At 66.3% G+C, this 11,493-nt stretch carries 8 protein-coding genes; 3 read left to right on the plus strand and 5 right to left on the minus strand.

All coding sequences use genetic code 11. The features are described from left to right. Positions 1–434: 434 nt before the first annotated feature. Positions 435–827, plus strand: coding sequence for a hypothetical protein (locus WG208_RS08725; RefSeq protein ID WP_337170952.1), 393 nt, complete (start codon positions 435–437; stop codon positions 825–827). Here WG208_RS08725 and WG208_RS08730 read toward each other — a convergent pair. Further along, positions 778–1,719 (minus strand): hypothetical protein, encoded by a 942-nt coding sequence (locus WG208_RS08730; protein WP_337170953.1) that lies wholly within the window; start codon positions 1,717–1,719, stop codon positions 778–780. The genes WG208_RS08725 and WG208_RS08730 overlap by 50 nt on opposite strands. A gap of 244 nt (positions 1,720–1,963) precedes the next feature. Here WG208_RS08730 and WG208_RS08735 point away from each other — a divergent pair, with 244 nt between their 5' ends. Further along, the gene (locus WG208_RS08735) at positions 1,964–2,371 is read left to right on the plus strand and encodes a hypothetical protein (protein ID WP_337170954.1); all 408 of its coding nucleotides are present in this window, start codon (positions 1,964–1,966) and stop codon (positions 2,369–2,371) included. A gap of 7 nt (positions 2,372–2,378) precedes the next feature. On the opposite strand, the gene WG208_RS08740 is transcribed toward WG208_RS08735, so the two are convergent. From WG208_RS08740 to WG208_RS08750, 3 genes are read right to left on the minus strand one after another with little or no spacing between them, the layout of a single operon-like run. Beyond that, positions 2,379–4,673: a hypothetical protein gene (locus WG208_RS08740; RefSeq protein WP_337170955.1), complete on the minus strand. Its 2,295-nt coding sequence runs from the start codon at positions 4,671–4,673 to the stop codon at positions 2,379–2,381. A gap of 45 nt (positions 4,674–4,718) precedes the next feature. Further along, a complete protein-coding gene (locus tag WG208_RS08745) occupies positions 4,719–6,635 on the minus strand; it encodes a carboxypeptidase-like regulatory domain-containing protein (protein WP_337170956.1) in 1,917 nt (638 codons plus the stop codon). 20 nt (positions 6,636–6,655) lie between these two features. After that, positions 6,656–8,947: a S9 family peptidase gene (locus WG208_RS08750; protein WP_337170957.1), complete on the minus strand. Its 2,292-nt coding sequence runs from the start codon at positions 8,945–8,947 to the stop codon at positions 6,656–6,658. A 104-nt stretch (positions 8,948–9,051) separates the two neighbouring features. Here WG208_RS08750 and WG208_RS08755 point away from each other — a divergent pair, with 104 nt between their 5' ends. After that, positions 9,052–10,230, plus strand: coding sequence for an alpha/beta hydrolase-fold protein (locus WG208_RS08755; protein WP_337170958.1), 1,179 nt, complete (start codon positions 9,052–9,054; stop codon positions 10,228–10,230). On the opposite strand, the gene WG208_RS08760 is transcribed toward WG208_RS08755, so the two are convergent. After that, a complete protein-coding gene (locus WG208_RS08760) occupies positions 10,207–11,400 on the minus strand; it encodes a hypothetical protein (protein WP_337170959.1) in 1,194 nt (397 codons plus the stop codon). The genes WG208_RS08755 and WG208_RS08760 overlap by 24 nt on opposite strands. Positions 11,401–11,493: the final 93 nt, after the last annotated feature.

An 11,493-nucleotide genomic window follows, 5' to 3' on the forward strand; every position in this document is an offset into this window, starting at 1 on the left:
AATGTGTTCATGTCACCGACTCCGCCATGGGCTCAGCGAACTATTTTCGCGCGCATGATCTGTCCCTGATCGTTCCATGATCCGTCACAGCCCAGGTCGCTTCTTCGAACCGGACAACCTGTGTCAGCAGACAAGCAAATATCAGTTTTGTGATAGACGTTGATGTGGACAACAGATGCCCTCACCCCCGCCTTATGCCGTCCATCACGAAGTAGGTTTTCAACATCACCATGGATCGCAGCCTGTGTCAGGATGGGCGGTTAGGCACTTATCCACATCGATTTCAACAGATATCTACAATACTGTCAATAACTTAGGATCAACCGGTCGTATTGCGTGGGCACGCGGATCGTCATAACATCCCCGCCCACTGATTTGTTGCCCCCTCTCCTGAAATCAGTGGCTCACATTCCTGGACCTCACGGAATTTTGCCATGAACGTGGTTGCCTGTGATGCACCGATCGGCATGATGGAGCCTGCACCCATCACAAGTCTTGCCATCCACATGGATTGGGACGGCCGTCGGTTGTCTGCGTTCTGGACCGCGGACGATGAGTATGTCGTGCGCGCGGAGCGGGATGCGGCGGTGAACTGGTACCGCATCGATGCGGAGATGCCGGCACCGGCGGGCGATGAAGAAAGCCGCCGGGCGCTGGGAGCGATGCTCGCCGACATCATTCCACTGGGTGGGGGACGCGTGGCGTTTCCGGTGGGCAGCACCGGTCGCCGGGTCTATCGCGTGTGGCGGTCGTCCAAAGGCGCGGGTGCCGGTCGGACTAGAATCCTGGGAGTTCGAGCTGCGCGGTCACGCCGCCTGCCAGCGTAACGCCGGCAGCCTGCAACCACGCCAGCAGCATATCCTGCCCATGATCGCCAGCCATGGCGGAGCGCGCCGCGCTCAGATGCAGCTTGAACTCAGCCGACACGTCGGGGAGCGTGCGTCGGAGCACCGCGACCGTGAGCAGCTCGGTGGCGTCCGCCAGATGACGAATGGCGAACTCCACCATGCGGGCGCGCAGCGCGGCCGCATTGAGGACCGGTCCGTCACCGGGCACATCGTGCTGGGCCCGGCGTTCGCGGAAGGCGGCCAGCCGGCTGCGGGTGGCCGTGAGCATGGGAAGCTCGTCCGTGGCGTGCTCGGGCAGGGCGGCCACGGGTGCGCCGAGCAGCCCCAGCCAGGCCATCCAGAGCATACCGCGGGCGTAAGGCTCCCACGGCTCGTGCTCGAGGCGGGCAGCGGTGCGCTTGACCACCTCGCTGACGTGGTGGCGAGCATCCCACCAGCGTACATAGCTCTCCGTCTGGCGGGAGATCAGTGCCAGCGCGCCCAGACGGAGCGCCCAGGTGACCGCCGACTCGCCGTCGTCGATGGGGGGACGGAGCGCGGCGGCACAACGGAAGGCCCGGGCCGCGCCCAGGGTCAGGACGGCCTGCGCCAGATCGCGTCCGGCACTGGGCACGGGCTGCAGCGCGGCTTCCAGCTGGCTCAGCGCGGCCAGTTCGTACGCGGTGCCGAGCAGGGCGAGCCCGTCGGAGATGGGCTCGCCCAGGCCGTCGCCGGGAAGCAGCGCGGCCGCGTCGGCTCGTTCGAGCAGCAGAGCCCGGCGTTCCGGGGGGATCGCGGCGACAGCCCAGTGCTCGTCGAGCGTGGTCCTGGCCAGTTCGGCCAGCTCGCGCGCCGCAAGGTCTCGGTCGGTCGCCGTAGTGAGGACGTGCATCCAGCCATCTCCAGTGGAGGGCTCGAACGGGGTCCCGCAGGAGGTCGTGCTGAGGATGACCCGGGCACTGCCGCGCCACCAACCTGGTCACCCCGACGAGGGCGATCGGTAAGCAGCACTACAGCTTGCGGTTAGCACGCGCCAACCGCATCCAGATCACTGTCGCATTTATGTAACATATCGGCATCTGTCAAGAGGACGGGCTTGGTCCCCTCTGCGGATGCCCGTTTCCGGAGAGTCAGGCGTGGGATTCGAGTCGTCGCAGATGGCGCGTCGCCGGTTGGCGGTACTGGCCGCCACCAACAGCAGGGTCCAGGAGGCGTTGGCCCCGTCGGGGTTCCCCGGCTTCGGTCCGTCGGAGGAAAAACCGCAGCCCACGCGCGGCGAACGCGACCGTGAGCGCACCACCGCGGCACCGTTTGCGTCGTCCGCGCTGGCCCGCCAGCTCGAGGATCTCGCGCGCGACATCGTCGCCACGCCCGGCGCCGGTGGTGCGCTCCTGGCGGCCTATGCGGCCCAGGCCCGCGCACTCACCATGGTGCTGGAAGCCGCGCGTCGTGCCAACGCCGAACCGCTGCCCGAAGCCGTCATGACGGCCGTGCAGGAGGCACTGGCTACGCCAACACCCATGCCGGGACTGCTGGCGGGCTGATCGGGAATCAGCGCTGCAGCGTCCAGATGGCAATCACCCCGCACCACAGATTCTCGCCCGTCGAGCCGAACTGCAGGGGAATGCGGGCGGGGCCGAGATAGACCTCCACGGCGTAGATGTCCGTGAGCGGGATCGCGTCCAGGCTCGTGTCGAGAGGTCGCAGCACATTGTCGACCATGACCCGGAGCACGCAGACCGTGCCCCCGGTCCCTTCCTGGAGCGAGGCGTTTCCTCCTCGACGCGAGACGGCCATCATGCCGCCGTCCCGTGACGTGACGTCGATGCCACGCACCGGACGCAGCAGGTCGGAGAGCAGCGAGGCGCGCTCCCGCTGGATATCGGCTCGCCGGATCGCGGCATTGGGAACGCCGCGGCGAATGCGCTCGTCGATCTCGGTCTGACGTGCTTCATTGCGGCGGGCCGTGGTCCGCAGCGTCTCGAGCATCCTGTTCGTGTTGCGGAGCTGCACGTCCACATCGTTCTCTCCTCCCGACAGCTGCAATCGACGGGAGACGGGTTCGAGACCGGCCTGTCGCACCAGGAGATCGACGGTGTCCGCCACCGTGGTCAGTCGCACGACGCCCTCCACGTCAGTCGTCATGAGCGTATCGCTCGTCGCGGTGGACAGAATCACCTCGGCGCCGTGGATGGGCGCGCCGGATCCATCGCGCACGCGCACCGCCAGCAGTGCCGACGAGGCGCCCCCGCCCCCCGCTGCTTCCGCCGCCGCGATCTCTACGGCCTGCTGAGCCTCGCGGGCGGCGCCGGCCAGCTGGCCGAGCGGCACGGTGAGCCGCACACTCTCATGCAGCGTCGATGGCGCAAGGCGCACCGTCGACATGATGCCGGTGCGACGCTCGATCACGGTGCCCACCTGCACCGGTGTTTCCAGGGGAATCGGACACAGCACGAATCGTCCGTCCACGGTGGTCCGGGTCTCGGCGCGGTCATCCCGGTATCCCAGGAGACTTCCGTCGGCCAGCACCACCCGCCAACTCGCGCGCACCGGCACACCGACCAGCGGTGCGCCGCTCGGACCGATGACGCGCCCGGAGATGGCGCCGCGTTCAGGAGCCCGCAGCCCGCCACAGCTGCCTTCGAGCAGACTCGACACCGCCTCGCGATCGGCCTGCTCCCGACTGGCCTGCTGCTGCTGGGCCCACAGACGTTCCGCCTCCTCGGCCCGCCGCGTCTCCGCGCTGTCCACGAACAGGACCGCCGAGGAGAGGCGTACATTCATCACCACGCCCCCGCTGACGTGCACCCGCTCGAGGCGCCGGAAACTCTGCTCCGGTGCCGCCTGCCGCGACAAGTCGGGACCGATGCGCGACTCGGAGGTCTGTGGCATGCGGATCTGCCAGTTGCGCACGAACCAGATCCCCGAGGTCGTCGTATCGAACGCCACAGTGCCGCCGATGCGTCCTTCCCGGTCTTCGGCGGTCGGTGGGTCGTAGTGGTAGACCACTTCGTGCAGCACCGTCGATCCCGGGCGCATCCAGATCGTGCCGCTGATATCGCGGACACGATCCCGCCGGATCACCGGGCGGAACTGGATGCCGAGTGCATCGGGGTGTGTGGAATCACCTTGAACCACCTGGAAGCAGTGCAGGTCGGAGAAATGCCGGGAAAGCAGGACATGGGCATCGGGCGCGTGATACGTGATGCTGTCACCTTCCGGCACGACGTAGCCGACACGGGCCAGCGAATCGATCGCGATGCTGACGAATGGGCTGGTGGACGCGCGGACTTCGATCGCGTTGGCTTCCACCCCGGCCTCACCTCCCTTCCGGTCTTCCAGGCGCCGGTATCGACGGTAGGTGGCTCTGGACTCGCCGTCAGGGGTCGTGGACACACTGGCCAGGAACGCCGTGCGAGCCTCCGCGAGCAGCTGCCCCACCAACGTCGTGCTGTCGGGCCGCCGGCGGCATCCACTCGACGCACGGACATCGAATCGGGCGAGTTGGATCGGCTGTTCGGAAACGACGATCGGTTCGGATATCGTCTCACCAGCCCCGATCCGGAAGGGCCCCCGCACGAGCGGACGCTGTCCCACCCGCAGGACGCGCACGCGATACACTCCGGCCCCGGGGGCCTGCAGCAGATAGTGTCCCGTCGCCGAGGTCGTACCACGGGCCAGAATCGTATCGCGGGACTCACCCAGCAGCAGCACGAGGGCACCGCCCACCGGAGCCCTGGAGCCTTCATGCGTGAGCGTGCCGCTCAGACGCTGCGCCTGCACGCCGGAGGCGAGAGACAGCAGGCACCCTGCGATCGACAGAGTCCGTACACGCCTGCCTGACATTGGCGAAAGGAGTCGTTGCATGGGAATGACCGATGGTGGCTCGCGTCAGTGCGAGCGTGTCCAGACAGCGATGAGACCGCACCAGAGATCATTGCGCATGCCGGCAAACTGCGGCGGAATGCGCCCGGGTGCGAACAATTCCACCGCGTAAACCTCCATCGGGGGAATGGCTTCGAGATCGTACTTCTCCGGCAGGAGGACATTGTCCAGCATCACGCGAAGAACACATTCCCGCAGGGGATCCAGCAGACTGGGCCGACTGCCGCGACTGGAGATCGGTACGTACGTGCCTTCCACGGTGGTGCCGATCGACACGCCCCGCATGCGCCGGATCATCTGCAGCAACGAGATCGGATTGACCTTGTCGATGTACTCGCGCCGCACGAAGTCGTTGGGCACGCCGTCGCGAATGCGCCTGTCGATCTCGGCCTCGCGCGCGCTCACCGGTCGCTCGGCCACGGTATGCACCCTGTCCAGCACGGTGCCCGTCGCCCGCATCTGCAGAGAGACCTCATTCTCTCCCGACGTCAGGAGCAGGAGATAGGTCTCGGCCTCGAACCCGACCTGGCGCACCTGCAGCTCGACCGTGTCCGGCGGCAGCGTCTCGAATCGCGCCGCGCCGAAAGCGTCCGTACGTCGCACGACTTCCGTGCCGCGGGTGAAGAGCGCCACTTCGGCATCGCGCGCGACACTGTCGTTGGCCGCGCGCACACGGACCGTCAGGCGCGCCATGGCAGCGGCGGCGGCCGTGCTGGTCGGCGCTGCGGTGCCGGCACCGAACGCCTGGATGGCTGCCTGACGGGCGGCCTGCACTTCCGTCTCGGCCTCGGCGAAGCGCAATGCCGCGCTGTCCACGAACAACGTCTGTCTCCCCACGCGCATGTCGAGCACATCACCGCCACTCACCACGATGCCGACCAATTCCTGGCTCACCCGCCCGGCCACCGGCCGGCGGCCCAGCACGGCGTTGAGGCGATGGAGCACCAGACGCGGCAGGCGCAGGGCGTAGGAACGCACGAACCAGGTGCCCGCCGAAGTGGTGGCAAATTCGACCATCCCGCCGATGCCGGCCTTCTCCTCGTCGCGGCTCACCGGGTCGTACTGGAATTCCACCACCCGCGGGACCGCGGAATCGGGACGCATCCAGATGGTGCCGCGGATGTCGACCACGCCACGTCTCCGCGCGATGGGCTTGAACGCGATCCCCATCGCGCCGGTGTTGCCACCCACACCTTCGACCACCTGGAAACAATGGGTCTCGAGGAAGTGCCTCGACAGCAGCACTTCCGCATCGGGGGCGCGGTACACCACGCTGTCGCCCTCGAGGACCACATAGCCCACGCGGGCCAGCGAATCGGGGGACAGGCTCATGAAGGGCCGGGCGCTGGCCCGTGTGACCGTGCTGCCCTGCTCTTCGCCAGCCGGTTCCCCGCGCAGATCCTCGGGACGCGTGTACAATCGATAGGAAGCACGTGGTTCACCGTCCGGAAGCGCCGACACGCTGGCCAGAAAGGCCGTACGGGCCTCAGTCAGCAGTTGCCCCGCCAGCGTGGCAGGGCCGGGATTGTTCCGGCAACGCGACTCGGCGCGCACATCGAATTGCGCCAGTTGCACGGGCATCTCGCTCACGACGATGCTCACATCGGTGGTCGTCATGGCGCCAACGGGCCATGGTCCCTGCACGATGGGGCGATGACCGATGCGCAGGACGCGAATCCGGTACGTGCCGGGAACCGGCGCCGTCAGCAGAAAGCGCCCACTGCCCGACGTCACCCCGCGCGCGAAGACGGAATCACCCGTCTCCTGCAGCAGCAGGACCACGGCGCCCGCGACAGGCGATCCCGAGACATCGCGGGTGACCGTGCCCGTGATACGCTGCGCACCGGCCGGCCGCGGGGCGACGAACGGCAGGACGCACGTCAGGACAAACAGCAGGACGCGCGCACGGGAGAGTGCACACACCCTGCGGCCCAGGCCGGCGCTCACGGTCCCTTGATCTCGACCTTCTGCTCGGACTTGGGATCCTCGAGCGTCTGCAGCACATCGCGCCAGGAAAACTTCTTGCCGGACCCCAACACCCAATAGTTCATCCATGCCATCTCCGCGGTGCTCTTGAGCAGACGGTTCCGCGCATCCGGAATGCCGTGTGATGCTCCGGGATACATGAACAGCTCGGTCGGCACCCCGACCCGCTTGAGTCCCATATGCAGTTCCACACTCTGCGGACTCGGTACGCGGGGATCCCCTTCCACGACATGGATCATCGTGGGGGTCTTCGCGTTGCGGATATAGCGGATCGGGGACTGCCGCCAGTACGCCTCGAAGTCGTCGTACGGCAACTTGTCTCCCAGATAATGCTGCCGGTTCCGCTGCATGTCACTCTGCGCGTACATCGAGATCCAGTTCGACGTGCCTGCACCGCTGGAGATGGCCTTGAAGCGATTGGTGTGGGTCAGGATCCAATTGCTCCAGTGCCCACCGGCGCTCCAGCCGAGCACCCCCATCCTGGTGCTGTCCACCAGGCCCTGTCCGATGAGCGCATCCACACCGGTCATGATGTCGTTGTAGCCCGGCGGGAAGTAGTTGCCCACGATGCCGACCTTGTGCGCCTCGCCGTAATTGGTGGAGCCCCGGTAGTTGGGCATCAGCACCACCCAGCCGGCGCCGGCGTACGTCTGCGCGCCATATCCTCCATTGAAGCTCAGCAGATCGGCTGCGGCCGGCCCGCCGTGGATAGCCACGAGCAGCGGATACTTCTTGCCCGCCTGGTATCCCACCGGCTTGATGAGCACACCGCCGACCTTCTTCCCATCCTTCGACGTCCAGGTGATCTCGCTGGTCTCGCCCAGCGCGATCTGCTCATGCACCCACGGATTCGCGTCCGTGAGCTGCACCCACGACGCACGGTTCCTGACCGCATCGAGCGAGGCCACGGTGAACAGCGCGGGCGGCGTGGTGGGATCCTGATAGTTGAGCAGGTACCGCTTGCTGTCTTCGTCGAACGACACATTGAGTACGCCATCCACATTCGTGAGCTGCGTGGTCTTCCCCGAAGCCACGTCGAGCGCGAAGAGCTGCGACGTCGCCTTGGCGCCCGTGCTGAAATAGATCGTGCGTCCATCGGGGGCCCAGAAGTTCACCGCATGATCGCCGTCGTAATCGCCGATCTTGCGGAACGGCTGTCCCCTGGCGCTCACGTCGCGGAGATAGACCCGACGGTTCTTCATGTTGAACCGCGTCATGTCGTCCGACGCCGAAAACGCGATCGTCTTCGAGTCGGGCGAGAAGCTCAGTGCGCTCTCGGCGTTCTCTTCGTTGTTGGTCAGACGTTCGACGCTGTTGTCCTGCGTGTCGAGCAGGTACACATCGGCGTAGATGCCTTCTTCGGTGACGTTCCGTTTGTAGCGGTCGTTCGGTGTGGCGTTGAAACCGATCCATCGTCCGTCGGGAGACACGGTGAAACCCGTGACCGCGAGATTCGGGTCTTTTGTCAGCCGGGTTTCCGAACGGGAGGCCAGATCGAAGGCCCAGAGTGAGGCCACCGGCATCTCCGCATTGCGCACGTCCACCGTGAACTTCTTGTCGCGGCGCGCCTTGTCATCGGCATCGACGCTGTCGGCCGTGCTGAAGTAGATGCGGCGCGAGTCCGGCGCGATGCGCCAGGTGCCGACACCCGTGGCGTGTTTCGTGAGCGGCGTGGGCGAGAGTGAATCGAGCGGTGCGCCCCCGGCGAGCGAAGCCACGGCCAGCGCATACAGCTGCTCCTCGTTGCTCTTGCCGCTGCGATAGATCAGCCACTGCCCGTCACGCGTGAACTCGAACGTGGACACGCCATCGCGGGCATTGGTGATACGACGCGCCTCGCCGCCGTCGGCCCGCATGAGGAAGAGCTGCTGCTGACTGGCCTGTCCCGTGGGCGCTTCCCGATTGGACAGGAAGACGAACCAGCCACCCGCCGGTGCCCAGCGCGGCTGCGATTCATTCTTCGCTGTCGTGAACGTGAGCTGCTTCGTGCTCGCCACGCCCCGGTCGGTTTCCACCAGGTAGATGTCACTCTGGCTGGTCGCCTCTTTCCAGTCTGGTGTGGACAGGGTGTACAACACCTGCCGACCATCCGGGGACACCTCGGCGCCCCCCACACTCCGGAGATACTGGGCATCCACCCAGGACATCGGACGCTTGCCCTGCGCCGACACGGTCGTGGCGCCAGCCAGCGCAGCCGCACACAGCAGAGTGCCCCAGGCTGCTGCGCGGGACAGGGGGGGTCGGGTCATCAGCTCGCCTCCGGTACGGGAAACATCATGAAACATTATTCTCTTTCCACCCTCCTTCACCCACAACCCGCGGCCCTCCCGTGAAGTCACTCCGGCTGCTGACGATGGTTCCGGTCGTAGCCCTGCTCGCGCTGTCGACGGCCCCGGCCCCCCTCGTGGCACAGTCGACCGCGCCCTCCTCCCGCATCCTGAAGATCTCCTCGGGGGCGCTGGGCGAGACACGTCTCGTGCACGTGCACCTGCCCGAAGGCTACGCCCTCGCGCATCAGCGCTATCCGGTCGTCGTACTGCTCGATGGACAGGTCCGGGCATTCAACGACATCACGCTCGCGTCCGCCGCCTACGATCTCACCGGCGAGCAGCATCCCATCGCCATGCGACCGCAGATCGTCGTGGCCGTGGAACAGGGCGACCGCGCCGACGATCTCGTCCGGCGACAGGACGCGTTTCTGCACTTTCTCACGGATGAGCTGCTGCCGCGCATCGACAGGGACTATCGCACGGTGCCCTTCCGCACGCTGATCGGGCATTCACTGGGCGGACGGTTTGCCCTGGGCGCACTGTGCCGCGCGCCGCGGGACTTCCCGGCCATCATCGCCATCAGCCCCTCGCTCGCGGATTCACTCGCCTCCGCCGTGGTCCGCTGTGTTCGTGAAGACACCGCGACCGCGCATCGCTTTCTGGCCTTGTCGGCCGGCACCCGCGAACCCCGTGCGCTCGCCAATGTCGAACGCCTGATCGCGGCGCTGCGCGACTCGATACCGCCGCACTGGCACATCACGCGCATCGACGCGCCGGGACTCGATCACACCGGCGCGCCACTGATCACCATCCCCCTGGGACTGCGCTTCATCTTCAGCGACAGCGCCTGGTTGTTTCCCGCAGCCATCGACGACAGCCTGTCGCGTCGACTCGGCGATGCCGACCGCCTGCTCGCGCGTAGCATTGCCGCACGCGATCGTGCGTTCGGCATGCCACGGGGCGCCAGTCTCGATGCGATGGCCACGGAATACGCCCGCGTCGTGCGCGCCTGGCTCTGGCATCGCAATGGTGAACGTGCGGTGGCCAGCGCCAGGCAACTCGTGGAACGTCACCCCGACACGATGCTCTCGCACACGTTGCTCATCGACGCGCTCGACGCCGCCGGTGATCAGACCGGCGCCCGCAAGGCCATCGAAAGTGCGCTCACCTGGTCCAACCGGGTCCCCTGGTTCGATGAGACACAGAAAGCGCGCTTTCAGGCGCAGATGCGGAAGGCCCTATCGGAGCGGATTCCCCGGTAACCTGGGTGTGGTCATGACGAGCGTGTCCACGGGATGCATATCAGCGAGTCGGACCGTACGCTGCGTCATGGTTCGATCGCCGTCGCCGACGGCGCGAATCATGACCGGTGTGTCGTACGGCAGCTCGCACAGTACGAACCGGCCATCACCCTGCGTCCTCGCCTCGCGCGCGCGATTCCGGAAGGTGAGCCGGTCGTCGGTACCCAGTCGGAAATCCGATCGCCATTCGGCGCGGATCAGCACATCGGCCAGCGCCGTTCCTTCCGCGTCGAGCAAACGACCTTCCACGACGCCGACCATCTGCACACTCAGATCGACCTGCGGTCCCGATATCGGTCCACACACCGGGTGTCGCACGGTGCGTCTGTTTGCCGCGCTCTCCCTCGTGGCCAACCTGCCCCGGTTCGCTTCACCGGCCAGTTGAGCGGTATCGGCAAAGAGCACCTCCCGACCCGCCACTTGCATGACCACGCCGCCGAAGACCTGCGTGCCGATCAGGTCGCGAACGATGCGTGCCGGTGCCGGCCTTCCAGAGAGGACAGGAGCCGTGCGGCGGATCCGGACGCGCGGCATGCGCAGCTCCCATTCCCTCACGAGCCATATACCGTCCGCCGTGCTCGCAAACCGCACCACGCCACCAACGCCCATCTGGCGCTCTTCGCGCGACGCCGGATCGAAGACGAATTCAACATCGTTGACCCGGAGATTGCCGGGGTCCATCCAGATCGTCCCGCTGATGTCCACCACGCCCGCAGGCCGATTCACCGGCCGGAACGCCACCCCCAGCATTCCCGACCGGGAGCCCGCGCCCTCGACCACGTGAAAGCAGTGACTTCGGGCAAACGACTCCGACAGCAGCACTTCTGCGTCGGGCCCGCGGTACGTGATGCTGTCCCCTTCGTCGACAACGTAGCCCACCTTCGCGATCGAATCAGGACTCAGGCTGGCAAACGGCCTGGCGGTTTGACGTTTCCGAAGCTCCGAGGTCGAGTCCCCTTCCAGCTGCCCACTGCGGTCGCGGTCATAGCGGAAGAACCGATATGTCGCCTGCCGCTCGCCATCCGCCGTGGAGGAGACACTCGACAGAAATGCGGTGCGGGCATCGCCAAGCAATTGTCCGGCCAGCGTGCGACTGTCCGGTTCCCGTCGACAGACGCCATCCGCACGCACATCGAAACGCGCCAGCGCACCGGTCGTGCGGGCAAGGCAATGCGAAGCACGCGGTGCTCCATCGCCTCCAGCGTGAAAGCGTCGACGACGTGT

It is taken from the genome of Gemmatimonas aurantiaca (assembly GCF_037190085.1).
Lineage (GTDB): Bacteria > Gemmatimonadota > Gemmatimonadetes > Gemmatimonadales > Gemmatimonadaceae > Gemmatimonas > Gemmatimonas aurantiaca_A.